We start from the raw sequence: 26,586 nt of genomic DNA, 5'->3' as shown, positions 1-26,586 counted from the left end.
GTGTACTAACTCTTTACCTCGTAAGCCGGGCTTCAGCCCGGCACCCGCACCCCCCCTTGCCTAACCCGTTGATCCCGTTCACACTTGCGCGTAATTGTCATCAAAGAACAAATTTTGAGGATCCGAGCGTCCAAGACCCAATTTGAACGAACAAATTTTCGAACGGGAGGACAATATGAAGACACTAACCCTCGGGCTGGCCTTTGCCTTGCTGGCCAGTCAGGCAAGCGCGCAGCAGTCGCTGATCGGCGCATCGCCTATTCCGGTCGGGGCAGAGTTACGGTTCTGCTATTACAACGGCCTCGCTTATTCGGTGGACGCCTATGTTGTGATCTCTGGCAACAACACCGTGACCGAAACGTCCAGTACGCGCGAAGAACACCTTCTGCGTTGTATCAAAGGCGGCGACGGTGCCATGAAGTGGAAACCGGAGAGCGGTATTCAGGTCAATCGCTGAACTGAAAGGTCGGGCCTTCTAGCCCACCTTCCCCTCCAGCCAGTCCGCTATCTGGCCGGCGGGATGCTCCCAGCCGGGCTCCATGAACAGGAAATGCGCGTGGTTTTTCACGGGCATAAATGTCGCGCGATCCCCGTACAGGTTGGCCAGAGCACGGCAGGTGTCGGGGTTGACGGCGCGGTCCTCGGTTCCCGACACGATCAGCACCGGGCAATCGACCTTGTCGATGTCGACCTTCATCGCGTGGTGGTCGTCGAACATCCAAAAGAACATCTCGAACATCACCTGCCCGCTTTCGGCCCCCAGCTGGTCGAACACCTCATGCTGCTGCGCCTCGGGCATCTTGTTCAGCGCAAAGGGGGCCATCAGGTCGAACTCGACCCGCATGGGTTGCTTCCAGAACGCCCCGCCCTCCATCAGCGCGCGCGGGATGGCGCGTTCATCGTCGGTTTCGGGCAAGGTGCCCCACGGCGCGTTCGGGTTTATCAGGACAATGGCGCTGGCCAACCCACGCGCGGCCACTTGCTGCGCCACCACGCCCGCGATGGCATGGCCGAGGATGACCGGCTTGCTGTCCAATCCCTGCACGAGCTCAGCAATATCATTGGCATAATCCGCGACACTGGTATCCGTAAGGCCGGGGTCAGGTTCGGCCTTGGGGCCTCCACCATGAAAGCGCAGCGCAGGGATGTGCACCGTCCAACCGCGCGCGCGAAAGAAACCCGCGTAGTCCGCCATACACCAAGGTCCGGCAAAGGCCCCGTGGATCAGAACAATCTCTTTGGTCATCAAAACGCCCTCTCGTCACTTGCCCCCACTATGCGAGACGACAGGCGCGCGCGGCAAGGCCGCCGGGGTCAGACGGACATTCCGATCAGGGCAACGCCAACGGCCATCAGTAGGGCCGCACCAAGGCGACGCATCCAGTTGCCTTCATGCAGGAAGATGAACCCGATCAGCGCTGCGAAGATCACCGAAGTCTCGCGCAATGCTGAAACTGCACCCAGTGGTGCGAAATTCTTGGCGTAAAGCACCAGACCATAGGCCGTCATCGACACCAGCCCGCCTAGGATTCCGATCATCCAGACCTTTGCAGGAAGGCTGGCCAGTGTGTCCCGCTTTTTGATGCCAACAAACCCGGCGATGAACAGGTGCAGGAAAGCGCCCCAGGCCCAGTAGCTAAGCGTACTGCCCGACAGCCGCACCCCGATGCCGTCCACCACCGAATAGATCGAGATGCAAAACCCCGTACCCAGTGCAAACCACAGCGCCCAGCGCCCAACGCCGGACCGCAAGGCACTCCAACTGCTGAGCTGAATACCAAGCGCGATCAGCGCAATCCCGCCCCATGCCTGCAGCGGCAGAACCTCGCCCACCAGGATTATCGCCCAGAGCGAGACCAGCGCAGGCACGATACCGCGAGCGATCGGATAGACGACGCTCAGATCCCCATGCTGATAGGCTTTTCCTAGCATGTAGTAGTACCCAAAATGCACGACGGTCGAGATCAGGATATAGGGAAAGCTCTCAACGCTGGGCAGAGGCAGCAGCAGGATCATCGCTGTCGCAGGGATGACATGCCCAAATGCGACAAGGCCCAATGTAGTCGTTCGGTCGGCGGCTGTTTTGACGATGGCGTTCCACACCGCATGCAGCAACGCAGCCGTCAAAATGATGGCGATGACAAACAGAGTCACGTCCGAACCTTTCGCGCAGAGAGAACCGGCCCAAGATACGGGCCGGTTTCGTTACTTGCACAGAGCAAGACCGATCACAATGCAGCCTTGAACAGAGCGGTCAGATTGTCCTCTGTCAATTCGATTGGGTTACCACCACAAGACGGATCGATGATCGCGCCTTGCACCAGCTCCGGGATTGCAGCTTCGGTTACACCCAGTTCGGACAGTCTGGTTGGGATACCCAGCGAGTCGTTGAACGACTGGACAAAACCGCGGACGCCATCAAAGCCGCCATCAATTCCCAGATAGGCTGCCGCCGACTGAAACCGATCAGCAATAGCTGGCGCATTGAACTCCAGCACTGCAGGCATGCAAACCGCGTTGGTGGTGCCGTGGTGAGTGTTGAAAACCGCGCCAATCGGGTGGCTCATGGCGTGAATCGCGCCCAGACCTTTCTGAAAGGCGGTCGCCCCCATGGCTGCTGCGCTCATCATCTGTGCGCGGGCCTCGATATCCGTGCCATCTGCATAAGCGCGTGGCAGGTACTCCTTGACCAGCCGCATACCTTCCAGCGCAATACCGTGGCTCATCGGATGATAATGCGGGCTGGAATACGCCTCAACGCAGTGTGCAAATGCATCCAGGCCAGTGCCTGCCGTGATGAATTTAGGCATGCCAACCGTCAGCTCGGGGTCGCAGATCACCACGGTCGGCAGAACCTTAGGATGGAAAATAATCTTTTTTGCGTGGGTTTCGGAATTCGTGATGACACTGGCGCGCCCGACCTCGGACCCGGTCCCGGCTGTGGTCGGCACAGCGATAATCGGCGCAATGACATCCGAATCCGCGCGTGTCCACCAATCGCCGATATCCTCGAAATCCCAAACCGGGCGCGTCTGCCCTGCCATAAAGGCAACCATCTTGCCCAGATCCAACCCGGAACCGCCGCCAAAAGCGATCACACCATCATGGCCGCCCGCATTGTAGGCCGCGACCCCTGCCTCAAGATTTTTTTCGTTCGGGTTAGGATCCACGTCGCTGAATAGCCCGCGCCCCAGCCCTGCGGCCTCCATGATATCCAGCGTTGCCGCGGTGATCGGCAGATCGGCCAACCCTTTGTCGGTGACCAACAACGGCCTTTTCATACCAGCGGCAGCACATGCCTCGGGCAGTTCCTTGATGCGGCCTGCGCCGAATTTGATAGCGGTCGGATAGGACCAGTTTCCAACAAGTGACATGTCAGGTTTCCTTTGTAATTTGAGACCTGCCCGGCCGAGGGGGTCTGAACCGGGCAGGCCGTTGCCCTTAGCCCGTGACCTTTTTCAGGTGGTAGGATTTAGGACGTGTCAGGTTGTGATAACCAATTATTGATAGCCCGCCGCCGCGCCCGGTGTTCTTGCAACCGGTCCAGCACAGGCCCGGATCCAAATAATCCGCGCGGTTCATGAACACAGTTCCGGTTTCGATTGCATCGCCCACCCGTGCGGCCCGGTCTAAATCGCGGGTCCACAGGCTGGCTGTCAGACCAAATTCACTGTCATTCATCAAAGCGATGGCTTCGTCATCCGAAGACACCCTCACGATGCCGACCACAGGACCGAAACTCTCGTCCCGCATTACGCGCATGTCGTGCGTGACATCGGTCAGGATTTGTGGTGTCAGGTAAGCGCCCCCATCATCCTCGGCAAAGGTATCGATATGGGCCACGGCCCCCGCTTCGACAGCCTCGGCGATCTGCGCGCGTACTTCGTCGGCGAAACGTACATTGGCCATCGGACCAATTGTCGTCTCAGTATCCAGCGGGTTGCCTAGCTCATAGCCCTTAACAACCTCAACCGCCTTGGCGACGAAGGCATCATACAGGCTTTCGTGGACGTAAATCCGCTCGATCCCGCAGCAGCATTGGCCCGAGTTGAACATCGCGCCGTCAATCAACGTCTCCACGGCAGCATCCAGATCGGCATCGTCCATGACATAGCCCGGATCTTTGCCACCCAACTCGGTCCCAACGCCGGTGAAGGTTCCCGCTGCCGCGCGCTCCATCGCTTGGCCGCCACCGACCGATCCGGTGAAATTTACAAAGTCGAACGCATTGCCTGCGATCAGGTCATTAGTCACGTCATGGCTCAGGAAGACATTCTGAAACACATCTTCGGGTATACCCACGGAATGAAACGCTTGGGCCATGCGCTCGCCCACCAGCAGCGTCTGCGTGGCATGCTTCAGGATCACAGTGTTCCCCGCGATCAGCGCCGGGGCCACAGTGTTGATTGCGGTCATGTAGGGATAGTTCCAGGGCGCCACTACAAATACCACGCCGTGCGGAATGCGCTTGATATAGCGTTTGAAGGTTTCATCCTCGCCCACTACGATATCAGCCAGAGACGCCTCGGCAATCTGAGCCATATGGCTCGCACGCTCGTTAAAGCCGCCAAACTCACCGCCATAACGTACCGGACGACCCATCATATGCGCCAACTCGGGCACAATCTCGTCATTCATCGCCCCAACCGCAGCCACGCCTGCCATGACAAGATCGATACGTTCCTGCAACGGCCGCGCCGCCCATTCTGCCTGTGCCGCCCGCGATCGCGCTGCCGCTTCAAACGCTGCATCCCGTGATAGCACTTCACGTTCAGCAAAAACCGATCCATCAATCGGCGAGACACATTTCAACATCTGCCCCATATCCACTCCAATTCCGAAAGAAACAGGATCCCTGCTTCATCTGGCCACAAATATCCTTTGGGTGCTGCCATTGGTGCGCCATTGGTTCGAGCGCCAATGGCGGCGGGCAAAGCCCCCAGCCGGACCCAATCTCAAGCCCGCTCAAACCCCCGGGCAATTTCCCAATCCGTCACAACCCGCTCGAATTCCTCGATCTCGACTTCCGCCGCGCGGGTATAGTGATCGACCACCTCTTCGCCCATGGCAGCCCGCAGCATCGATGACCCGTGCAGCGCATCCCGTGCTGCGCGCAGATTGCCGGGGATCATGCCGGTGTCACCCTGATAAACATCACCGGTGGTTGGCGGCTGCAGTTCCAAGCCTTCTTCAATACCGGCAATCCCGGCGGCCAACATGCCAGCCATCGCCAGATACGGGTTCATATCTGATCCCGGAATACGACACTCGACCCGCACGGCTTTCGTCCCATCGCCGCACAGACGAAAGCCAGCCGTACGGTTGTCCACCGACCAGATAATCCGTGTCGGCGCAAAGGTGCCCTTCATGAACCGCTTGTAGCTGTTGATGTAAGGGGCCATGAAATAGGTGTAGTCAGCGGCATATTTTAGCAGACCCGCCATATAGCTTTTCATCAGCGCCGACATACCCAACGCGTTATCCGCATCATAAAACGCTGGCTTGCCATCCGCCCAAAGCGACTGATGCACGTGGGACGAGCTGCCCACCTTGTCATGGTGCCACTTCGGCAGGAATGTCGCCGCGTGACCGTGTTGCCAGGCGATCTCTTTCGCCGCGTTCTTGGCGATCGAGTGGTATTCGGCCGTGTCCATCGCCGGTGCATATTTGATGTTCAGCTCTTCCTGCCCGGTCTCGGCCTCGCCTTTCGAGTTCTCAACCGGAATCCCCGCATTCCACAGATGGTTGCGGATCGGGCGCATCACATGCTCTTCCTTGGTGGTCTGAAGGATGTGATAATCTTCGTTATAGCCCGAGATCGGCTCCAGATCGCGGAAGCCTTCCTTGCGGATCTGGTCAAAGCTCTTCTCAAAGAGGAAAAACTCCAGCTCGGTGGCGCACATCGCGTCATAGCCCATGGCCTTCAGCCGGTTGACCTGCTTCTTCAAAATAGACCGAGGCGCGTGTGGAACCTCTTCATGGGTGTGGTGATCCAGCACATCGCACATCACCATCGCCGTGCCTTCCAGCCACGGCACTGGGCGCAGTGTGCTCAGGTCGGGCTTCATGACATAATCGCCATAACCCCGCTCCCAACTGGTCGAGGCATAGCCGTCGGGTGTCGCCATCTCCAGATCTGTGGCCAGCAGGTAGTTGCAGCAATGTGTCTCTTCCCATGCGCCCGCCACGAAATGGCCTGCGTGAAACCGCTTACCCATCAGGCGGCCCTGCATGTCCACCATGCAGACCAGCACCGTGTCGACCTCGCCCGCCTCGAATTTGGCTTTCAGATCAGCCAAAATCGCATCATTGCCCATCATTGGTATCCTTTGTCACTTACATAGACCTCGGTTTCGATTACCTGCCGTCAGTCATCGTTGGCTTCTTTTTCCATTTCCATCACCAGGCGCGTTTCCAGAACCTGACCGCTTTTGTAGAGGATCGGATAGGCGATGGCGGCGATGTGCCCATGCAGATCACGCATGGACCGCAGCGTTTCCAGATGCAGATCGGAGGACTGGAAACTCTCAGTCTGACCGCGCTCCAACCGTTTGAGGTGCGCCTTGCGGCTATTGCGGGACATCCGCTTGACCTCGGCCTTGTCCAACACCAGCCGGCGGGCACAATCCATGTCGTCCACCAACAGCACGTGACGCGCCAGCGAGAAGCTTTCCAGAATGGCCGCGTGCAAATCCTTCAGCTCTTTCCATCCCTGCGCCGAGAATTCCGAACGTTCTGTGTGCTTGATCTGCGCCGTTCGGGTCATCCGGTTCGAGACGACATCGCCAGCAGCTTCAAGACGGATGGCATATTCGACCAACCCTCGTGCGGCTTTGATCTGCCCTTTGCTCATATTCTGCCGCGGCATGCGCGCGACGAAACGGCGGATCTCGGTCAGTTGCGTATTGACCCGCTCATCCTGCTGCCAAAGCGCGGAAATCGCGTCGCTGTCATCCTGTTCGTAGATATCCAAAACGGGGCGGAACATACGCTCGACCTGCGTGATCATCTGCAACAGTTCGTGACGCACCGAGGACATCGCAACGCTGGCCCTTTCGCCGCTGGGGTCCCCCAGCGGTGTCAGCGCATCCGAAAACTGATCCAGCGCATTGGCCTCGGCTTTGGGCTCCGCCATCAGAACGGCCATCGGCTGTTCCAACTGGTTCACGAAGCCTGTGGCCAGCAGGAATACAGCCAAATTGAAACCGATATGTGCAAAAATCAGAGACTGCGCCGGGCTCGTCACCAATAGCGCCTCTTGCAACCCGCCAACATTCACGACGATCAGCATTACCAGCGCCGCGCTTCCCCGCAATAAGAGGTTGGCCAGAGGAATACGCCGGGCTGAGACGGTCATATCGCGCGTCAGCCACATTGGAATAAAGGCCGAACCCAGATTTGCTCCCAGCACCAGCGACAACCCGGCGGCAAAGGGAATTGCACCGATCTGAACCAAGGCCACGCACATCAGGATCGTCGCGACCGAGCTGTGCATGACAAAGGCCAGAACCGCACCAACGATAAAGGCGCTGAAATAATCGGTCTCAAGATACCCCGCGATTGCGGGCAAAAACGCGCTTTCGCGGATCGGCTCAACTGCTTCGCGCAGGAATTGAAGCGAGATCAGGATAAAGGCGACGCCCAGAACGATCCGGCCCATAAGCCGTACATTCGACCGTTCGGATTTCAGGTACAGCCAACCGCCCAACGCCAGCAATGCGGGTTGAAGCCAGCCCAGATCATAGGACAGAACCTGAATGACTAAAGCGGCGCCCAAATCCGCGCCCAAAACACCCGCCAGCGCCATCCCAAACGTCACCATCCCCGCCGCAGCGAAACCGGTCAGCAAAACCGTAACGGCGGCCGAGCTTTGCAAGATCGTGGCCAGAACCATGCCAGCCCCCCCTGCAACAAAGCTGTTGGAGTGGCGTGTCAGGATCGACTGAAACAGCGCACCAAAGCGCCGTTCGATACCGGTACGAACCAAGCGTACGGCGAATAGCAGCAACATGGTTGCGGCAAAAATCTCAATCAAAAAGCTCGCGATAGCCATATGTTCACACCTCGTCTGACCGGTGCGCACAAATGTGCTTCCGGTTTTGTTTTTCTATTCTTGGAACAGACGAGAGCATAAATGGTGTCGCTTATTGATGTCCAATCCCGACGCACGGGGTGCCCCACGCGTCGGGAAGAAGGGTTTCTTAGGTGTAACGATAGGGCCGACCAGCCTTTAGCATCTCGGCGTTGTAACGCTTGAAGATGTCGACAACTTTCGCTTTGGTCTCGGACTCGGCTGCAACTTCGTCCCAGAACTTCACGGCGGCTTCCTCAACGGTTACCCATTCTTCGTCCGGGATAGAGGTCAATTGCATCTTGGTGCCGTTGACGCGCAGGTTGGCCTCACCACCCCAATACCACCACTGACGGTAGTAATGTGACTGATCACAGCAAACCTTGAACAGGGTCTGCAGATCTTCGGGTAGTTCGTTCCAGCGGTCCATATTGGCAAAGAAGTGACCCGCCCAGGCGCCCGACACGTTGTTGGTCAGGAAATAGTTGGTCACATCGGCCCAGCCGACGGTGTAGTCTTCGGTGATGCCCGACCACGCGATACCGTCCAGTTCGCCCGTTTGAACCGCAACCTCGATGTCTTCCCACGGCAGGGTTACCGGCACGACGCCGAACTGAGACAGGAAGCGCCCCGCCGTCGGGAAGGTGAAGATGCGTTTGCCCTTCATATCCGCCAGCGAGTTGATCGGGTCCTTGGTCGCAAAGTGGCAAGGGTCCCATGCTCCGGCGCTGATGTGCTTGACGCCGACCTTGGAGTATTCCTCGTCCCAGATCTCGTTCAGGCCCCACTGGTTGAACAGCACAGGCACGTCCAGCGAATAGCGTGAGGCGAACGGGAAGTAGCCGCCAAACACGGTGACTTCGGTCGGCGACGCCATCGAGTCATCGTCCGATTGAACCGCGTCGATGGTGCCTTTCTGCATCGCACGGAACAACTCGCCCGTCGGGACCAGCTGATCGGCATAGAACAGCTCGATCTGCATCCGGTCACCGGCGATCTGGTTGAACATCTTGATCGCAGGATCAATCACATGCTCAGCCAGCGCAGGACCTGCATAGGTCTGCATCCGCCATGTGATCGTGTTCTGCGCCAAGGCAGGCGTCGCCAGTGGTGCGGCAGCAACGCCAACCCCAGCGGTTTTCAGAAACTTACGTCTTGTCGTCATGTCAATTCCTCTCCGTTAAAGTTTCTGTGCCCGTTCACCGAGCATTCTTGTTAATTTCCGTAGACATACCCGGGCAACCACAGAGCGATTTCCGGGAAAACCATGATGATTGTCAGCGCCAGCACCATCACCGCGACAAAAGGAAAGATCGAACCATAGATGTCCCGCAGGGTGATCTCGGGCGGGGCCATCGCGCGCATCAGGAACAGGTTATAGCCGAAGGGCGGCGTCATATAGGCGATCTGCGTCGTGATCGTATAAAGCACCCCGTACCAGATCAGATCAAAGCCCAACTCGCCGACCAGCGGGACATAAAGCGGAGCCACGATGACCAGCATTGCCGTATCATCCAGGAACGTGCCCATGACGATAAAGCTCAGCTGCATCAGGATCAGGATCATCCAGGGCGACAAGCCAAGTTGATCGGTGAACAGATTGTCGATGGCTTTCACCGCACCGAGACCGTCAAACACGGCCCCAAAGCCCAGCGCGGCCAAAATGATCCACATGAACATACAGGAAATGGCCAACGTCTGCTTGGTGCAGTCTTCGAAAATCTTCCATGTCATGCGGCGCTTGATGACGGACACAGCCAGCGCGGTCAGCGCTCCGATCGCCGAGCTTTCGACCAGCGAGGTCCAGCCATTCACAAACGGCACCATCATGGCCGCAAAGATGATCAGCGGCAGCGCCCCTGCCCCCAACAGCCTGATTTTCTCGGCCCACGGCACCTCATGCGCGTCTTCCATTGCGGGTCCCAGCTCGGGTTGAATGCGACAGCGGATCCAGATGTAGAGGATAAACATCGCAGCCATCAGCAGACCCGGGATAATCCCCGCCAGCCACAGTTGCCCAACAGGCTGGCGTGCGATCATCGCATAGAGGACCAGAACGACCGAGGGTGGCACCAAAATGCCAAGACTAGAACCCGCCTGAATGACGCCGGTCACCATCGTCTTGTCGTAGCCGCGCCGAAGCAGCTCCGGCAGCGCAATGGTCGCGCCAATGGCCATGCCTGCAACGCTCAGGCCGTTCATGGCCGAGACCAGCACCATAAGACCGATGGTGCCGATGGCCAGACCACCATTGATAGGCCCCATCCAGACGTGGAACATCTTATACAAGTCATCCGCCAGCCGGCTTTCGCTGAGCACATACCCCATGAAAATAAACATCGGCAGCGTCAGCAGCGGATACCATTTCATTAGCTTCATCGCGGCCGAGAACGTGATGTCCTGCCCGCCTGTGCCCCAAAGCGCCAGCGCGGCAATGGTAGCCACCGCGCCAATCGCGCCAAAGACCCGCTGACCTGTGAACAGCATCAGCATCATCAATGCGAACATGAAGATGGCGATATATTCCTGGCTCATGCCCGCACGACCCCGATTTCCTGCCCGTTGATCCGGGCTATGTCTTTGAAGAATTCCGATATCGCCTGTAGCAGCATCAGGAAGAAGCCGAACACCATGATGGTTTTCACCGGCCAGATATACGGCCGCCACGCCGTTGATGAGCGTTCAAGCCGGCCAATTTCCTCACTGCCCGTCAACAGTCCGAAAAAGTAGGAGACCGGTTCATCACCCCAATAACCAAGGCTGTAGGCCGTCGACCCAAGCCCGCCATAAAACAATACCCCTAGGTAGAAGATCAGCAGCAGAACGGTGAAGGCATCGAACCAGGCTTTCCGGTGCGGGCTCCAGTTGTGATAAAACAGGTCCATGCGGACGTTCGATCCCAACTGGATCGAATACGGTCCGCCCATAATGTAATATGTCACCATCGCAAACTGCGCCATTTCCAGCGTCCAATGCGATGGCACGAAAAACGTCTTCGAGATCGAGGACCACAGCAGGATGCCCATCATCACGAACAGACCCCACATCATGACCCGTCCGATCCGGTAGTTGACCGTATCGACGATTCGGACATATGAGGTCATCGCATTGATCACGCCGCGCCCCCTTTTTTTAAATCTGCAAGGGTCCGCGCGGTCCATGACGCCAGGCAATCGGCCATCGCCTCTTGCTGCTTGGGCGTTTGTATCAAGTCATTGCGGATCTCGATCATGACGTTCAACAGCCCGTTCGGCAGCGCTTGCGCGTCAAGGGTATGGGCGACCCCGTCCGCCGCCGAATACGGCTCATTCAAGCGAGTCTCATAGGTTTGGTCGGCGGGTACTGTCGTCATCATTGCCCGGGCGAACCGGTCATCCACCCCGTGTAATATGCCCAGTTCCACCTCACGCGTCTGACCATGGTAGATTGGTGTAAAGCTGTGGACCGTCACCATAAGTTCAAGCGTATCCCCATTTTGAGAGATCAGTTCAGACAGCGCCCTGCTGAAGGGCCGGTAGATGCTCTTAATCCTGCTTTCGCGCTCTTCCTCGGACAGATCGACATTCGCTGGGATTTGATAGTCCTCGCTGCGCGCCGGCATGGCCCCGGCAGCTTCGGGCGGGCGATTGCAGTCATAGACCAGCCGGGACACCCCGCCATACACCAGCGGTGCCGACAGGCGCGTCGCCATCAGCTTGGCCACAGCCAATGCCCCCGGATCCCACGCGATGTGGCTTTGAAGCGCGTCCACAGGCAATCCCATATCCCCCAAAAACGCGGGAATACGGCTGGACGCGTGTTCGCAGACCAGCATTACCGAATAGGGACCATCCACTGTGTCCGTGTGAACAACTGTTCCGAAGTCCAAAATACCGCCTTGCGATTCCAATTAAGATGCGTGTGGAAAAATTTCCACAAGAGACCTTAACCTGTCAATATTTTTCCTGTTTAAATTTCACCACTCTTGATCTTGCTGAAAAATTATTCACACTAAGATCGAAAAGATGCAGGAGGAACGCCGCGTGCGGGTGACGGACAGGCTGCTGGCCCACAAAGACAAGATGACCCCATCCGAGCGTCAACTGGTCAGTGTATTGCTGGACGACTACCCTATGGCCGGTCTCGGCAGCATCACCGAACTGGCCAGCGCGGCCTCGGTGTCCACCACGACAGTTGCGCGGATGCTGCAAAAGACCGGGTTTCAAGGTTATCCGCAGTTTCAGGCCGCCCTGCGGGGCGAAGTGAAAGAGATGATCTCGGGACCGGTCGCCAAACGTGACTTGTGGCAGAACGACCTGCCTGAAGAGCATATCCTGAACCGGTATTCCCAACAGACACTCGCCAATCAGAAACGCACGATTGATGAGGTCGATCCAGACGAATTCGACAGTTTTTGCAACTTGTTATGTGATCCCAACCGGCGCATCTTTATTACCGGTGGCCGCATAACCGGCACGCTGGCCCAATACCTGTACCTGCACCTGCAGATGATCCGCCCCGACGTGCGGCTGCTGCCCGTTGCAGCATCATGGACACATGACTTGCTGGACGTACGCAAAGACGATGTGCTGATCGCGCTGGATGTTCGCCGATATGAAAACGCATCTCTGCTGATCGGCCAGCTGTGCCACGAACGCGAGGCTGAAATTGTTCTGTTCACCGATCAGTGGCGCTCACCCATTCATCGGCTGGCCAAACACACCTTTGCGGCGCGCATTGCCGTGCCGTCGGCGTGGGATTCAATGGCAGCCATTCTGGTTTTGATGGAATGCGTCATCGCCGAAGTACAGGAAAGGCTGTGGGATTCGGTTAAAGAGCGCACAGATGAGCTGGAACAGGCCTTTGACCGCACCAAACTGTTCCGAAAATTCGGCCAAAGCTCGGGCTCATAACAGCGTTTTACCACCCAAGCGGAACAACTGAGCGTGAGGAGTGTTGCCAGCCGCATAGCAGGCCGTCACTTTGAAGGCATGAGTTTCGTGACCCAAAACCAACTGCCGCTTTTGATCCTATTCTTTCTGATTGGATTGATTGGCACCGCCTTTCTTTTCCGTAAGCCCGCCGGGCATCGTGCCTGGAAACTCGCGGACCTCGTCTGGGTTGTACTGGGCGGCGTTGGCGCGCTGGTCGCGGTTTTGGCCGGGCTTTACACTTCGGATAGCTCGCGACTGGACCGCCAGATAGACGTGGCTTACGCTGCCGGGCTGGCCTTTGACCGCGATGCCGCGCGGTTCCGGCTGCGGTTTTGCGATCCGGCCTTTGACCCGGATACTGCTATTCTGTGCGAAAAGGTCGAATTCCTGTCGGCCTCAACCGCCAGCAATGCCGACCTGCCATTATTTATCGCAGTCACAAATGAGGTCGCGCCACTGCAGGGGCTGCATTTTTTGTTTGGCAGTCAGGCAAGAGACGAACAGGACGAAATGCGCGCAATGGCCGACAAGGCTGATGCGTTCAACATCGATCAATTCCTTGTCTTTACCACTCTGGACGACATGACACAGGCCGCGATCGACAACATGCGCCGCAAGGTTCCCGCGATTGCCGGAGACTATCTGATCCTGGCGCAAAGCTATGATGATCTGGTGGAACAGGTCGGCAAGTTGAAGGACGAATGGGAATACCTGCAAGACAATGCCCATATACTTGTGCTGCAGATCATCGCGTTATGTCTGGTCAGTTTCGCGGCGCCGTTCCGGCTGGGCAAGTCCGTGGTTGAGCTGCGCGCGTCGCTCAGTGCCGATAGTCCTGCGCCAGCTTCGCAGGATCTGCGCCCAGAAAATACCGCGTCAGAGTCCACAGGTTCCGCCCTCCCCGACGCAACCAGCCCGCACGCTCATAGCGATCCGCGCTCGTAACTGCCCGGCTGGGCAGCAAAGTGATGCCGCGCAAGCTGCGGACCAAAGCGACGTCCTCCATCAAGGGTTGATCGGGAAAGCCCCCCGCCTTTCGATACATCTCACTCGGGACCAACAGGCCCTGATCGCCATATGGCAGGCCAAGCAGGCGACTGCGTAGATTGGCCCAACCCGCCACCCATGCCGGCGCAAAGCCTGATGCCCGAAACGCCAGACGAAACGCCGCCGGAGTTCCAGTGCCAAGGTGGTCGCCTACAACCTTGCTCCACCCCGCTTGCAAAACCGTGTCGGCATGCAAAACAAGCAGCCAGTCCCCTTTGGCTGCGGTGCATCCTCTGGCCAATTGCCCCCCGCGCGAAGGTGGCCCGGTCACGATCTCAGCCCCGGCCTCATCTGCAATCTTTAAAGTCTGATCAGTCGACCCACCGTCCGAGACGATCAATTCGCGGATCAGCCCCGCATGTAGGCCCTCCATCAAGGCCGCAAGGGTCGCGGGAAGGTTCCCGTTCGAATTCAGGGTCGGGATAACGATGCTAATCGGCGCAGGCACGGCGGAAACCCTCTGGTCATGGCAGCGGAAACCCCTATATCACGAGGTCCGAGGAAAAGACGAGGACAACCCAGATGCCCAACCGCCGTATATTGCGCCTGAGCGGCTCGGACACCGACAGCTTTCTTCAAGGGTTGATCACCAACGACATCGCAGGGTTGGACAATGGGCTGGTCTACGCCGCCCTGCTGACCCCACAAGGCAAATACCTGGCGGACTTCTTCCTGAAGCGCGAGGGTGACGCGGTTTTGCTGGATGTTGCCGAAGGCCTTGCCGATGGATTGGCCAAACGGTTGGGCATGTACAAGCTGCGTGCGGATGTCAGCATCGAAGACAGCGGCCTGAGCCTGCAGCGCGGTACTGGCCCTGCGCCCGAAGGTGCCCTGCCCGACCCAAGGCACCCGGACATGGGGTGGCGGGCTTATTCGGCGGGTGCGGAAAGCGACGACGGTACAGATTGGGATGAAATCCGCGTGCGACACTGCATTCCGGAAACCGGCATCGAACTGACCCCCGACAGCTATATCCTTGAGGCCGGGTTCGAGGCGCTGAATGGCTTGGACTTCAAGAAAGGCTGTTATGTCGGGCAAGAAGTCACCGCGCGGATGAAACACAAGACTGAACTGCGCAAGGGTCTGCGCAGCGTTAGCGTCACTGGGTCTGCAGCGGTTGGAACTGCAATTACTTCTGGCGGAAAACCGGCCGGTACATTGTTCACCCAATCCAATGGCCGCGGGATCGCCTATTTGCGATTGGACCGCGTGGGTGACGACATGCAGGCCGGTGACGCCACCATACAGTTGGACACTTGACGTGTTGCCGAACCGGCACGGCTGAGCAACCGACTGAATTGGTGTGGTTTGAACATAGCCAAGTGCGCTGTCACACTGGTTTGAATTCAGCAATCCGGATGCACGTATGTTCCAGCTATACAGGGCAATCTGGCGCGCCAGCGCCGGGCGGCAGATCATCCTTATCGTTCTGTCCATCGCAATCGCGGGTCTGGCTGCAGTTCCGCTGGAGTTTCAGCGCGACATCATCAACCACCTGACCTCTGCCGACGTAACTACGGACAAGCTGATCTACCTGGGTGCTGGAATGATGTCGGTCATCTTACTCAGCCTCGGCCTAAAGTGGCTTTTGAGCTATCGCGCAGGAACGTTGGGCGAAGATCTGATCCGCATGATCCGCCAAAGGCTGCTGCTGCGCGCCTCAGATATCAATGTTTCGGGCGAAACGATGCGCAAGGGCACGATGACCACGGCGATTTCAGCCGAGGCAGAAGAGCTGGGGAAATTCGCGGGCGGCGCTTTCTCGGACCCGGTCGTTCAGATCGGCACGTTGATCAGTGTCATCGGCTATATCTCATCAACGCAACCCGGGCTGGGCATGATCGCCTTTTCGATGATCGTGCCGCAGATCATCATCGTGCTGGTATCCCAACGCAAGGTGAACGTGTTTGTCGCCGAACGTGTCCGGATATTACGCGGAGCCAACGATATGCTGAATGTCGAGCGGATCAACGAAATCGCGCGCGAGGTTGAGGCGCAGTTCGACGAGATCTATGAAACACGGCGCAAGATGTTCATCTGGAAGCTTTCGGCCAAGTTTCTACTGAGCGTCATAAACGGAGCCGGAACCGTCGGCGTCCTGATGTTGGGTGGCTATTTGGTTCTGAACGGGAAAACGGATGTCGGCACTGTGGTCGCCGCCACAAGCGGCCTCAGCCGCATTCAGGGCCCCACGGCATTCCTGATCGCCTTTTACCGGCAGGTCAGCGCCAATCGCATCAAGTATGAACTGATGCTTGAACTGTTTGGCCCTAACCCCGAACGGTATCGCCAAATCAGACGGGGCAGCTGACAATTAAACCGCGCGGCACGGGTCCACGCGGTTTTTCTTTACTCTGGCAAACGCGTGGTTAGGCGCGTTCGGAATAATCCATGGTTTCGGTGTTCACCACGATCATCTCATCCTGACCGACGAATGGCGGCACCATGACTTTGACACCATTGTCCAGAATGGCCGGCTTGAACGAATTCGCGGCGGTCTGACCTTTGACCACAGGCTCGGTCTCAACGATCTTGCAGGTCACTTTCTGAGGCACCGTAGCGTTCAGAGCCTCACTTTCATAAAATTCGACGACAATTGTCATGCCGTCCTGCAGAAACGGGCGGCGTTCGCCCAGCAGTTCCGCAGGCAATTCGATCTGCTCATATGTCTCGGAATCCATGAACACCAGCATGCCGTCAGATTCGTACAGGAACTGCTGATCTTTCTGTTCAAGGCGCACACGTTCCACTTTGTCAGCCGAGCGGAAACGCTCGTTCAACTTCGAGCCATTGCGCAGATTGCGCAGTTCGACCTGTGCAAAAGCACCGCCTTTACCGGGCTTTACGTGGTCAACTTTGACTGCGGCCCACAGCCCGCCGTTATGCTCAAGCACATTTCCGGGGCGAATTTCGTTCCCATTTATCTTGGGCATGACTTAAATCCTTCACAAACGGTTGATGCGTCAGTTCCCGCTCCTATATCTGGCGGGAACACACCTGACAAGATGACGAGACCTAGCGCTGCACCTGCAGCAAGCCATGCAAATGACGCAACGCAACTATGCATTTTAAGTGTATCCGAATCGCACTTAATCGGTCATAAGAACCGTCACGCCGAAAATGCAAGAGCAAGAACAACAAGGAAGACGAGATGAGAGATTTCGTTGACGGCACTGCCTTTAGCAACGAGCAAGGCAATCGTGCACGCAAACTTTTCGCGGCTGTCGTACTGGCTGCGCTGGATGACGCTATTGCCGATGACAAAAAATATGGCAATGGTCCGGAACAAATCGCCCGCTGGGCGCGCTCTCGTGATGGTCGCGAGGTCCTGTCCTGCGCGGGTATCGACCCGAATGAGCGCGTTGTTGGCGGACTGATGGAGTTCGTTGGACGTGGTGTGCGCACCTCGGTTGCTCTGTCGCGCGAAGAAAGCGAACGTCGCAACGCGGCCCAACAAGCAGAAGCCGCATGATCCAAGGTGACTTCCGCATGAAAAAGCGCGCTCCCTAACTGGGAGCGCGCTTTTCTTATGCCATCATTCAAAAGAACAACAGCCACTGCCGCGCGACCCACAGTTCGGCCATCAGCAGCACGGCAAAGAACGCTTTCGCCCAGATGGGCATGCCGCGACGCCACAAAACGGCGTAACACGCGACACAAAGCACGGCCGAAATTGGTGCCACCCACAAAGCGTGATGCGTGCTGTCCCAATAGCTGATGGGGCTATGAAACACCCAATTGCTGAATGGCCAGAACTGCGGCCGCCCATCCCCGGCATGTAGCAGAAAATCCATCGAAAGATGCAGCAACCCGGCGGACGCCCCAACGGTCCAGACCTTCCAGCGCATCCATACCCCGACAAGCAAGGCACCTCCCCAAAGAACAAAGGAATTGTCGATCGCAAACACGGTCTGCCAGCCGTCGGAAAAATAAAGCTGGTCGAAGACCACGCTTGGTGGAATCCCAAGTACGTAAAGGGACGTGCCCGCCATCAGGTAAAGCGACAGGTCCGGCAATAGCGAACCCAACAGAGCGGCCCACAGGATACGTCCCTGAGCTGGGCGGGCAAAGGCGGCAGCTCCGATCAAAAGATGCGCTGGCGTGTTCAACTTTGGCTTTTCCTTTGCCCGCAAATCAGGTCATCTGCGCGTCAACATAGGAGACAGGCCATGGTTCGGTCCATCATGATTCAGGGCACCGGCAGCAATGTCGGAAAATCGGTTCTAGTGGCCGGTCTGGCGCGGGCTTTCACCCGGCGCGGGTTACGTGTTGCACCGTTCAAACCACAGAACATGTCGAACAATGCCGCCGTCACCGAAAATGGCGGCGAGATCGGGCGCGCGCAGGCCCTGCAAGCCCTGGCGGCGCGGCGTGCTACGCATACAGACATGAACCCGATTCTGCTGAAGCCGGAAACCGACACTGGTGCTCAGATCATCGTTCAGGGCCAACGGGCCGGCACGATGAAGGCGGGCGATTACCGCAAGGATAAATCCAAGCTTCTGGGCGCAGCGCTTGAAAGCTTTTACCGCTTGTGTAGCGACGCGGATCTTGTCCTGATCGAAGGCGCGGGCAGCCCGGCCGAAACCAACCTGCGCAAGGGTGACATCGCTAATATGGGATTTGCGCGCGCTGCAGGCGTACCCGTTGTTCTGGTAGGTGACATTCACCGCGGGGGTGTCATTGCTCAGATCGTAGGCACCCAGGCGGTATTGGATGCAGGCGATCTGGAGATGATCCGGGGTTTTGCCGTCAATCGGTTCAAAGGCGACGTATCCCTTTTCAATGAAGGTCGCGATGAAATCGCTGCGCGTACCGGATGGCCCTGTCTGGGTGTCGTTCCCTGGTTCCATGACGCGTGGAAACTGCCAGCCGAGGATATGATGGATATCCGGTCCCACTCTGGCGGGGCCTGCAAGGTGGTCGTTCCGCAGTTGGAACGCATGGCAAATTTTGACGACCTCGACCCTTTGTCTGCCGAACCCGGTGTCTCGGTCGAGATCGTGCCAGCAGGACGCCCCCTGCCCGGTGATGCCGATTTGGTACTACTGTCCGGCAGCAAATCCACCATCGGCGATCTGGCTTATTTCCGGGCTCAGGGCTGGGATATCGACATATATGCCCATGTCCGCCGGGGCGGCCATGTTCTGGGCCTGTGCGGCGGCTATCAAATGCTGGGCAAGACAATCGCTGATCCGGATGGCGTCGACGGACAACCGGGGACTGTTGAAGCGTTGGGCCTGCTGGATGTTGTGACCGTGATGGCAGGGAAGAAACAGGTAACGCTCACTTCTGCCCGCGCCCTTAACGGAGGAGAACCGGTGTCGGGCTACGAAATCCACATGGGCCGTACCGAAGGCCCAGATTGCGCCCGCGCTTGGCTAGAGGTCGAGGGGTGGCCTGAAGGTGCCTCAAACGCCTCTGGTCGTATCCGCGGCAGTTACTTGCATGGTATCTTCAGCTCGGATGCATTCCGCGCATCTTATCTGTCGCAGTTGGGGGTGACCTCGGACCTAGCCTATGAAGACGGGGTTGAAGAGACGTTGGACGCGCTGGCGGATCACCTTGAACAGAATGTGGATCTGGACCGCCTGCTGGCGCTTGCAGAAACGACCCAAAGGGCCTGAGCGCTACTCGAGGCCCTGCTCGGCCAGGGCCTTGTATAATTCGCGCCGAACCATCTTGCGGACGTTGCGAGTGATGCGTTCGCCCAAAACACCCTGCAACTCTTTACGTACAACTTCGGCGATCATTTTGCGCAATGCGTCTTCGCTTATGCCAGCTATTGCTGACTCTTCCGCTGCTGCCTCGACGGGGTGAACAAGTGGTGCGGCGATCACCTCGGGGTCGCGAACGAAAGTTGCCTTGGTCGTCGCCACGGCTTCTTTAGCCTTTGCCTGATTTGGTTCGGCTTTCTTTCCCTCGGTATCCGAAAAATCTTTGCGCACGCTGAACTCAAGGGCTTTCGCAGGAGTGCCGGAATACTCGTCTTCGCTGTCGCCATCCGGCTCCCACTGGTCCTCAGTGCGTGCAATCGCCGCCTCTAGGGCTTCGATCTTTGCGCCCAGACTGTTGGTCGGGTTTTTGGCCTGTTCTTTGTTGGCGGAATCTTCACGATCTATGACGTCACACGCGCGCAGAAGCATCGGCTTGACCGACGCGTCGACCGTGTAACCTTCTTTGGCCTCGGCTTCATTCTCCGGGCCGTCCTGAATGCTGGATGTTCCGCCGACCCGCAATGCATCGGTCAGCACCAATCGCCCGGGCTTGCGGGCGATTGAAGGCGTCGGCTCCGAGGTTTGTTCACCTCTTTCACCGACCAGCCGTTTGATCGAGGACAGCACGTCCTCTACTCTGCCGTTCACGACTTTTTCCGTCATTGTTCTCTACCGCTCTATCCTCAGGATTGAGTGTAGCCAATCAAGCCGGGCGTCACAACAGATAGTATTGGATCTTAGTCGCGACGCAACGCTTTGAGAACGCGATCCAGATCCTTGCTTTGCCTGCTGACCTGAGCCGGCGCTTTCTTGACCAGGTTGTAATACAGCGTCGGATCATAAATTTGCACCGCCAGTCCCAGACGTTCAGCAGTCAACAGACCCTGTGCCTGCAACAGCTGGTAAGCTGCGCGAGAACGCTCGATACGCGACGCGACCTCGGCCAGCTGCGCATCCAGCAGATCCTGCTGAGCGTTCAAAACGTCCAGCGTTGTCCGTGCACCCAGAGTGGCTTCTTCGCGGATACCGTCAAACGCCACGTTTGATGCGCGAACCCGTTCGCTCGACGCCCGCAAACTTGCAGATGCAGCTTGGAAACGGGCATAGGCTTCGGTCACACCCTGAGTGATATCTTTTTGCACATTCAAGAGGTTGGCACGCGATGCATCGCGTGTTGCCATGGCGCGGCGCACGCTTGCGGCCAAACGGCCGCCGGCGTAAATCGGCTGGCTGAAGTTCAGCGACACCGTCCCGTCTTCGATACTGTCATCGTTATCATAAGTCTCAGTGATACCGGCGTCGGCGTTCAGGCTGACGTTCGGACCCAGGTTGGCGCGCTGTTGCGCAACGATCAGATCGAAGGCACGCACCTGGTGCTGTGCCGAAAGAATAGCCGGGTGGTTACGCTGCGCCAGGCTGACGGCCTGCGGTTCGGAGCTTGGTAGATTTGGCAGGCTCGGTTGACCAGCTGTGCGTCCGGGCGATTTGCCAACGGCATTCACATATTCTGCTTGAGCTGTGTCGAGGTTACCGCGTGCAACGGCCAGATCAGCTTGCGAGCTTGCAAGCTGGGCTTGTGACAACGCAACGTCCGTACGCGTGACTTCGCCAACATCGAACCGGTCCTGCGATGCGCGCAGTTCCTCGGCCGATACATCGACGTTGTTCAGGCGAATCTGTACGGTTTCTTCCTGCAGAAGCACTTCGAGATACGCATTAGCACCGCGGAACAGAACTTGCTGTTCGATATCAACAAGGGTCTGCCTAGTTGACAGCACCGTTTCTTGCGCCGATTGCTTGCCCAACACAGCAGCCCCACCATCGTAGAGCAGTTGGCTGAGGGTCAGCCCCGTAAAGAAGTTGTTCGGGTCGGTTCTTGTCACCACATTGTTGATGTTGCGACGTGTGTAGTCGCTGCTGATCGCAACCGTCCAGTTGATGATTGGCCGAAGCGCCGACAATGCGATTGCCACGTCTTCGTCGGCCGCACGCAACAATGCGCGGTTCTGTTCAAGCAACCCGCTGGTATTGTAGGCGCCAATGAACGCGTCGGTTATGTTGTCGGCCCAAACGGACCGTCCAGGTACAAAGCTAAGTGCGACCCCCGCAGTCAGCGCCAGCGCCTTGACCAGCTTCCCTCCCGCTATAGAACCCATAACGAAATCCTCTCAAATCGAAATTACTCTGCTCTGCCGATAGCTTGCGCGTTTGCGTTAAACTAATCAAGGCAGCAGAAAAATCAGTGATCAAACTATAGCGAAAATACACGATTTTTGGAAAATGTCTGCAAAATCGGTGCATTGGCGTTAAACGCATCCCGCCAGGTCACCCGATCCCCAGATTTATGGCCGATACGGACGATCCCCAGTGCACCTTGGACAAAAAGGCACGCAATTCGCCCATGGTCCTTAAGTTGCGCGATCAACGCATCCGGAACCTGTTCCACACCACCCTGGACCATAATCACGTCATACGGCCCATGTTCGGGGGCACCTTGTTCAAGCGGGCCGACATGGACAATCGCATTGTCTGCCTCCGCGTCCATCAGGATAGACTGAGATTCGGCCGCCAGATTTTCATCTTCCTCCACGGCAACAACCAGCTGTGCCATTCGCGCAGCAACAGCGGTCGAATACCCCAAAGTCGGAGCAATATCCAAAACCGACTCGTCGTTGGAGATATTTAATATGTCCAGCATCTTAGCCAGGGTCCGCGGCTCCAACATACAGCGCCCATCACCCAGTTCGATCAATCCCTCGACATAAGCCGCTTCGCGCTGTGCGTCCGGCACGAAATTCTCGCGCTTGACGGTCAGCATCGCGTCTATGATGGGAAACTTCGTGACATCAGAAGGACGTATCTGCGTATCGACCATCGTCCGGCGGCGGGCTGCGAAATCTGTCATTGGATCGCTCATCTTGCTCCCTTGGGTGATTGAGTTCTGCCACATCTTGGAAAAACCGGCAACGGCCCAGACACGGAAACTTTCCAATCTTCACAAGATACAACGTCGCAACCAAAGACTAAGTTGGCACCCGGCCCTCAAATTTGCGCTCCCCCCTCTGGACGCTCCTGTCGAAAGCTGCTAAAACGCCGATCACACCACGGCAAGTATTTGATTTTACTTGAAAAGGCGAGTTGGCGGAGTGGTGACGCAGCGGATTGCAAATCCGTGTACACCGGTTCGATTCCGGTACTCGCCTCCAACACCGCAAGCCACTGATACGGCTGCGGAAAATAACCCTGACGGTTGTCAGCGGGGCGATGTTCACGGATTTGAGGGAACACCCATGCTGATCAAGCACGCCTTAGCGGCATATACGACCGACCATCTGGACCAACTTAAGCACGGACGGGAACGGCTGCTGCAATTGCAGCGGTTACTTCAGGATTTCCAAAGTAAGCCGGTCGATCAGATCACGAATCCGGACCTGACAAACGCCTTGGCGCGATGGAAAACCAGCACGCGCAACCGGTACAGATCGGCCTGCACGCACTTTTGGCGGTACTGTCGGGCGCAGGGTTGGGCCGATCTGGACCCGACTTTGATGGGTGCGAAAGAATCGCCGCGTGATCAGGTGCTGTCGCTGGATCAACTTCGGATGCTCTATTCGGTGGCGGATTACCAAGGCGCGGCATGGTCACAGTTTCTGCGTTTGCTGATCCTGACCGGGCAGAGACCGTCGGACCTGCGCCAGTTCAATCCAGCATTGGTGCAGGATCAGACCATGATCATCCCCACCAGCAAGAACGGCACGTCGCACGCCATACCGCTGGCACCACGGGCGTTCGTTCTGGCCGGAATGATGCCCAACCAATTTTCCGACTTCGCCACGATGGCGCACGTAAAAAAGCGGTGGTTTGCGGACGCGTATGTCCCGGTCCGTCAGTTCCAGATCAGAGATATTCGCCGGTCGTTCGCATCGCATCTGTGCGATTATGGCGCTGATGAAAACGACGTGGATCGGCTGTTAAATCATCAGGCGGCTGCAACGTCGCGCGGTGTCGCAAGGGTGTACAACCGCGCCCGCAGGATGCGACAGAAACGCGACATCATGTGCCTGTGGGAAGGGTTGTCGTTTAAGGGTACATAGGGGCATTGACACTGCTAGGAACAAAAATAGAACATGCAGGATGAAACGTTGGCCCCGAACGATCCCTTACGACTTGAAGTGCAAGCTGGAAAATCTGCGGGAAAATCGCAGCGCCCCATCTTTGCAGGACGATTGGTCCGCGATATTTGAATGGTTGACCAAGCACGATGTCCAACCACCAGAACACCCGTTGCCGACCGAACCTGAGTTACGCGGTCCGGTCGGCCACTCTTGACGGAAAACTTATTACCCCTCATCCCCCAAAAAACCCGCGCTGAAAGGGGGGGACCCTTCGAACAACGCGGGGGCAGTTGGGGTAAATGCTGTACGGCAGGGATCGCTGTTTGGATCAAACTTCCTCGCGTCACCTTTATCTGGGATGATAGGCAACGCGGGGATTTAGTCTGACCATGGGACTGCCCAGACCAAATGGGGCAAGTGTATTACGGGCTGCTACACTGGCTGGATCAAACTGTTGCAATTTGCGTTCACCTGCTTTTGAGTGCGCTGTTCAACCAGCCAGTTCTAGGTTTTCCAACAGAACTTTTGCCAACATTCCGTTTGTGTTGAACCGTCGGACCCATGCATACCGCCCGCTTAAACGTTCAACGCGCTGAACCGCGTGCGGTACACCACGACCGCAGGGTTTGATGTTACGAACCAAATCACCGACTTGAATACACTTGGTCATTTTTCGCGTTTCCTTTTTTTCAGCCAACCAAGTCGACTACATCGAAACTCACAGCCAGCGCATCACGGTCGATCATAACATTGCCCACGGTGAACACGGTCGCTCGGGCTGCGGTTGAGCTGGCCCCGCCAACGTAGCCAAGACACTTCAGATCGTCGTCGGACTCATCCAATTGCAATATCATGCAGCCTGTGGCCTCCAGCGCATCCATCTGCGTGCCGAACCGAGCCGCGTCTTTAGCGATGTGGTGATAGTGGCGATCCTTGCCGTAGTAACGCGAATGAAACACCGGAACGGTCCCGATCCCTTCAACTTCTACGGTCCAAGCAAACGGCTTGCGCTTAAATCTGTGTGCTGTCGGTCGCGCCATGGCAGAGTCCCTGTGATTCAATGAAGACCCAGTAGGCAACAGTTCCAGCAGCACAAACACCTGCAACTATAATAGTGTTCTCCACTGGAAAGCCCATTTGGAAAGCAATTCCTGCAAGCATTATGGAATTAAACAATTTCATAATCGGCCCCTTTTTGCGTTCCGTGTTCTGCTATCCGGCACGTGAGTGATGTGGTGATTTATGTTTGCACCAACCGCCTATTTCTTCGGTAGCTTTGCGGTGAGTTTCTTCGGACGACGCTACGGAAAAACCCTGCCCTACGCCCCTGCCTTCATTCGGCTCCAACATAACGCTTCCAAGCCGGTAGTAAGCGGGTTCTATTTGCGCGTGATCAGCTATCCAAACATAGGTAAAGCAGCTGATAAAAAACGACATACCCAGCATCGTTTCGGTACATGCTTGCACGCTCGGCTACACTTTTGCCGCCGCGGCGGCAAATTTTTGTTGCTTCTGCATCAGCTTTTGCCAGTTCACGATTGCGATGATCTTCAGGTAAAAAACCTAGATCAGTGTCCAATTGGATTCGAACACTGTCGCCGTTAAATTCAGTTACGACTGGGGTTGCTGGCCCATGGGAGCATGCTGCCAACATCGTTACTCCAACCAAAGAAGTTGCCATCAAAGTAGTTTTCATTCACCACTACCCGGTCTTCACCTTCGTTTCCAGTTCACCTGGTAGTTCCCCGCCACAAGCCTGACGCGCCCAATAGACCAGTTTTCCGAAGCCTGACATGTTGTCCGGCTTGAACGTGTCCCATGTGCGTTTTGTGTACGCCGGGACGTTCTTCGGTGCGCGGGCAGACCAGCGTTCGAAGATGTCCCAACCACCACCACCCAGAGCGTTTTTGATGGCATAGGCGATGGAAATCCATTCGTCATACTCAACATCGACATTCGGGATCAGGTCCACCACAGGTCCGACTAGTGACGGATCGAACGGTTCGGCCCCGAGATTTGATAACCCGTCGTTGCTGGTGTTTACGTTGGTGGCTTTACCGCGTGTCCAACCACGGGACTCGGCAACCTGCATCATCTGGTCGACCAGCCATTCCATCTGATCCGCACTGGCCTCTGGCACGGCACTGGCAACCGGTTGGGTGTTCCACTGGTACTGCGCGCCGGATGGATGCGTTCCGGCCACCACAGCTTGCGATGCGCGTCCTGTGGCGGTGATACCCAACACTTCGACCTTCTGGGTCACGCCATCCTTTTTGATCGGGAATTGCCGACGCCGGATCGCCTCGCCCGGTGCGATCTTAAACAGGACCAAGAATTTCGGTATCTGACCCCATCGGATGAAATAGCCCCCACGGCCCAGATCATGCACCCGTTGCAGCATCGCCTGCGCGGTCACATCGTCCGTTATGTCCACATCCAGAGCGCACCAATCAAATCCCATTTTCAGACCGACATTCGCGCCCAGTTCGTCGTAGCGTACGGGCTTGATCGGATCGACCACATAGTTCGGCCAAGAACCCATCCCATCCCACGCCCCGCCGTAAAACTCACCGGGACACTTGCCGCGCGCTTTCGGATCGACTTTCGAGTGTTCGTGCAGCACTGCACCAGCCGGTATGACGGGGATAATCTCGGTGAAGCCGTTGCCCAGCCACGCCTGATGGTGGCCCGATACGGCCTGTTGCGGTAAATTGGTCATGGTT

27 protein-coding genes, 1 tRNA gene and 1 pseudogene are annotated in these 26,586 nt (G+C 57.1%); 10 read left to right on the top strand and 19 right to left on the bottom strand.

Features of this window, described 5'->3' with window-relative positions:
* The first annotated feature begins 175 nt into the window (after positions 1-175).
* Positions 176-457: a hypothetical protein gene (locus RUA4292_RS00735; RefSeq protein WP_145974800.1), complete on the top strand. Its 282-nt coding sequence runs from the start codon at positions 176-178 to the stop codon at positions 455-457.
* A gap of 18 nt (positions 458-475) precedes the next feature.
* Here the strand turns inward: RUA4292_RS00735 and RUA4292_RS00730 are convergent, their stop codons facing one another.
* From RUA4292_RS00730 to RUA4292_RS00685, 10 genes are all read right to left on the bottom strand, one after another.
* Positions 476-1,246 (bottom strand): alpha/beta hydrolase, encoded by a 771-nt coding sequence (locus RUA4292_RS00730; protein WP_058275868.1) that lies wholly within the window; start codon positions 1,244-1,246, stop codon positions 476-478.
* 68 nt (positions 1,247-1,314) lie between these two features.
* Positions 1,315-2,154 carry a DMT family transporter gene (locus RUA4292_RS00725; RefSeq protein WP_058275867.1) on the bottom strand — a complete coding sequence of 280 codons (840 nt, stop codon included), beginning with the start codon at positions 2,152-2,154 and terminating at the stop codon, positions 1,315-1,317.
* 74 nt (positions 2,155-2,228) lie between these two features.
* Positions 2,229-3,374, bottom strand: a complete 1,146-nt coding sequence (locus RUA4292_RS00720) for an iron-containing alcohol dehydrogenase (protein WP_058275866.1) — start codon at positions 3,372-3,374, stop codon at positions 2,229-2,231.
* Between the two features lie 67 nt (positions 3,375-3,441).
* A complete protein-coding gene (locus tag RUA4292_RS00715; protein ID WP_058275865.1) occupies positions 3,442-4,824 on the bottom strand; it encodes an aldehyde dehydrogenase family protein in 1,383 nt (460 codons plus the stop codon).
* Between the two features lie 131 nt (positions 4,825-4,955).
* On the bottom strand, positions 4,956-6,317 hold the full coding sequence (locus tag RUA4292_RS00710) for a glutamine synthetase family protein (RefSeq protein ID WP_145974799.1): 1,362 nt from the start codon (positions 6,315-6,317) through the stop codon (positions 4,956-4,958).
* 50 nt (positions 6,318-6,367) lie between these two features.
* Positions 6,368-8,053 carry a Na/Pi cotransporter family protein gene (locus RUA4292_RS00705; protein ID WP_058275863.1) on the bottom strand — a complete coding sequence of 562 codons (1,686 nt, stop codon included), beginning with the start codon at positions 8,051-8,053 and terminating at the stop codon, positions 6,368-6,370.
* A 148-nt stretch (positions 8,054-8,201) separates the two neighbouring features.
* Positions 8,202-9,236, bottom strand: coding sequence for a TRAP transporter substrate-binding protein (locus RUA4292_RS00700; RefSeq protein ID WP_058274157.1), 1,035 nt, complete (start codon positions 9,234-9,236; stop codon positions 8,202-8,204).
* 50 nt (positions 9,237-9,286) lie between these two features.
* The gene (locus RUA4292_RS00695; RefSeq protein ID WP_058275862.1) at positions 9,287-10,606 is read right to left on the bottom strand and encodes a TRAP transporter large permease; all 1,320 of its coding nucleotides are present in this window, start codon (positions 10,604-10,606) and stop codon (positions 9,287-9,289) included.
* Positions 10,603-11,187, bottom strand: coding sequence for a TRAP transporter small permease subunit (locus RUA4292_RS00690; protein ID WP_058275861.1), 585 nt, complete (start codon positions 11,185-11,187; stop codon positions 10,603-10,605). The genes RUA4292_RS00695 and RUA4292_RS00690 overlap by 4 nt, the downstream gene beginning before the upstream one ends.
* On the bottom strand, positions 11,184-11,960 hold the full coding sequence (locus RUA4292_RS00685) for an N-formylglutamate amidohydrolase (RefSeq protein WP_058275860.1): 777 nt from the start codon (positions 11,958-11,960) through the stop codon (positions 11,184-11,186). The genes RUA4292_RS00690 and RUA4292_RS00685 overlap by 4 nt, the downstream gene beginning before the upstream one ends.
* A gap of 115 nt (positions 11,961-12,075) precedes the next feature.
* Between RUA4292_RS00685 and RUA4292_RS00680 the strand changes: the two genes are divergently transcribed.
* Together RUA4292_RS00680 and RUA4292_RS25565 are read left to right on the top strand one after the other, a co-directional pair.
* On the top strand, positions 12,076-12,963 hold the full coding sequence (locus tag RUA4292_RS00680) for a MurR/RpiR family transcriptional regulator (RefSeq protein WP_058275859.1): 888 nt from the start codon (positions 12,076-12,078) through the stop codon (positions 12,961-12,963).
* Between the two features lie 78 nt (positions 12,964-13,041).
* A pseudogene (locus tag RUA4292_RS25565) lies at positions 13,042-13,797 on the top strand (hypothetical protein); the annotation flags it as partial.
* 7 nt (positions 13,798-13,804) lie between these two features.
* On the opposite strand, the gene RUA4292_RS23750 reads toward RUA4292_RS25565, so the two are convergent.
* Positions 13,805-14,479 (bottom strand): TIGR04283 family arsenosugar biosynthesis glycosyltransferase, encoded by a 675-nt coding sequence (locus tag RUA4292_RS23750; protein ID WP_082636947.1) that lies wholly within the window; start codon positions 14,477-14,479, stop codon positions 13,805-13,807.
* Positions 14,480-14,553: 74 nt separating this feature from the next.
* Between RUA4292_RS23750 and ygfZ the strand changes: the two genes are divergently transcribed.
* Together ygfZ and RUA4292_RS00665 are read left to right on the top strand one after the other, a co-directional pair.
* Positions 14,554-15,291, top strand: coding sequence for a CAF17-like 4Fe-4S cluster assembly/insertion protein YgfZ (ygfZ, locus tag RUA4292_RS00670; protein ID WP_058275857.1), 738 nt, complete (start codon positions 14,554-14,556; stop codon positions 15,289-15,291).
* Positions 15,292-15,397: 106 nt separating this feature from the next.
* Positions 15,398-16,342, top strand: coding sequence for an ABC transporter transmembrane domain-containing protein (locus tag RUA4292_RS00665; protein WP_058275856.1), 945 nt, complete (start codon positions 15,398-15,400; stop codon positions 16,340-16,342).
* Between the two features lie 58 nt (positions 16,343-16,400).
* Here the strand turns inward: RUA4292_RS00665 and efp are convergent, their stop codons facing one another.
* Complete coding sequence (gene efp / locus RUA4292_RS00660; protein ID WP_058274164.1) at positions 16,401-16,964, bottom strand: elongation factor P; 564 nt, start codon at positions 16,962-16,964, stop codon at positions 16,401-16,403.
* A 218-nt stretch (positions 16,965-17,182) separates the two neighbouring features.
* On the opposite strand from efp, the gene RUA4292_RS00655 reads away from it, so the two are divergent.
* Positions 17,183-17,503: a DUF6280 family protein gene (locus tag RUA4292_RS00655; protein WP_058275855.1), complete on the top strand. Its 321-nt coding sequence runs from the start codon at positions 17,183-17,185 to the stop codon at positions 17,501-17,503.
* Positions 17,504-17,570: 67 nt separating this feature from the next.
* Here the strand turns inward: RUA4292_RS00655 and RUA4292_RS00650 are convergent, their stop codons facing one another.
* The gene (locus RUA4292_RS00650; protein ID WP_058275912.1) at positions 17,571-18,140 is read right to left on the bottom strand and encodes a hypothetical protein; all 570 of its coding nucleotides are present in this window, start codon (positions 18,138-18,140) and stop codon (positions 17,571-17,573) included.
* Between the two features lie 60 nt (positions 18,141-18,200).
* On the opposite strand from RUA4292_RS00650, the gene RUA4292_RS00645 reads away from it, so the two are divergent.
* Entirely contained in the window at positions 18,201-19,658 is a 1,458-nt protein-coding gene (locus RUA4292_RS00645) for a cobyric acid synthase (protein ID WP_058275854.1), read from the top strand.
* 3 nt (positions 19,659-19,661) lie between these two features.
* Here the strand turns inward: RUA4292_RS00645 and RUA4292_RS00640 are convergent, their stop codons facing one another.
* The 3 genes from RUA4292_RS00640 to RUA4292_RS00630 form a co-directional block, all read right to left on the bottom strand.
* Positions 19,662-20,411 carry a hypothetical protein gene (locus RUA4292_RS00640; RefSeq protein ID WP_058275853.1) on the bottom strand — a complete coding sequence of 250 codons (750 nt, stop codon included), beginning with the start codon at positions 20,409-20,411 and terminating at the stop codon, positions 19,662-19,664.
* A gap of 74 nt (positions 20,412-20,485) precedes the next feature.
* On the bottom strand, positions 20,486-21,904 hold the full coding sequence (locus tag RUA4292_RS00635; RefSeq protein WP_058275852.1) for a TolC family outer membrane protein: 1,419 nt from the start codon (positions 21,902-21,904) through the stop codon (positions 20,486-20,488).
* A 95-nt stretch (positions 21,905-21,999) separates the two neighbouring features.
* Positions 22,000-22,653 carry a protein-L-isoaspartate O-methyltransferase family protein gene (locus RUA4292_RS00630; protein WP_058275911.1) on the bottom strand — a complete coding sequence of 218 codons (654 nt, stop codon included), beginning with the start codon at positions 22,651-22,653 and terminating at the stop codon, positions 22,000-22,002.
* Positions 22,654-22,880: 227 nt separating this feature from the next.
* Between RUA4292_RS00630 and RUA4292_RS00625 the strand changes: the two genes are divergently transcribed.
* From RUA4292_RS00625 to RUA4292_RS24675, 3 genes are all read left to right on the top strand, one after another.
* Positions 22,881-22,954 (top strand) — tRNA-Cys (locus tag RUA4292_RS00625).
* A gap of 84 nt (positions 22,955-23,038) precedes the next feature.
* Positions 23,039-23,842: a tyrosine-type recombinase/integrase gene (locus RUA4292_RS00620; RefSeq protein WP_058275851.1), complete on the top strand. Its 804-nt coding sequence runs from the start codon at positions 23,039-23,041 to the stop codon at positions 23,840-23,842.
* Between the two features lie 40 nt (positions 23,843-23,882).
* Positions 23,883-24,077, top strand: a complete 195-nt coding sequence (locus RUA4292_RS24675) for a hypothetical protein (RefSeq protein ID WP_058275850.1) — start codon at positions 23,883-23,885, stop codon at positions 24,075-24,077.
* Between the two features lie 475 nt (positions 24,078-24,552).
* Here the strand turns inward: RUA4292_RS24675 and RUA4292_RS00605 are convergent, their stop codons facing one another.
* The 3 genes from RUA4292_RS00605 to RUA4292_RS00595 form a co-directional block, all read right to left on the bottom strand.
* Positions 24,553-24,903, bottom strand: coding sequence for a hypothetical protein (locus tag RUA4292_RS00605; protein WP_145974797.1), 351 nt, complete (start codon positions 24,901-24,903; stop codon positions 24,553-24,555).
* A gap of 353 nt (positions 24,904-25,256) precedes the next feature.
* Positions 25,257-25,559 (bottom strand): hypothetical protein, encoded by a 303-nt coding sequence (locus RUA4292_RS24315; RefSeq protein WP_145974796.1) that lies wholly within the window; start codon positions 25,557-25,559, stop codon positions 25,257-25,259.
* Between the two features lie 6 nt (positions 25,560-25,565).
* Positions 25,566-26,582, bottom strand: a complete 1,017-nt coding sequence (locus RUA4292_RS00595; RefSeq protein ID WP_058275846.1) for a PriCT-2 domain-containing protein — start codon at positions 26,580-26,582, stop codon at positions 25,566-25,568.
* Positions 26,583-26,586: the final 4 nt, after the last annotated feature.

It is taken from the genome of Ruegeria atlantica (assembly GCF_001458195.1).
Lineage (GTDB): Bacteria > Pseudomonadota > Alphaproteobacteria > Rhodobacterales > Rhodobacteraceae > Ruegeria > Ruegeria atlantica.
The sequence above is the reverse complement of the archived record's forward strand: the minus strand, read 5'-3'. Positions and strand labels throughout refer to the sequence as shown.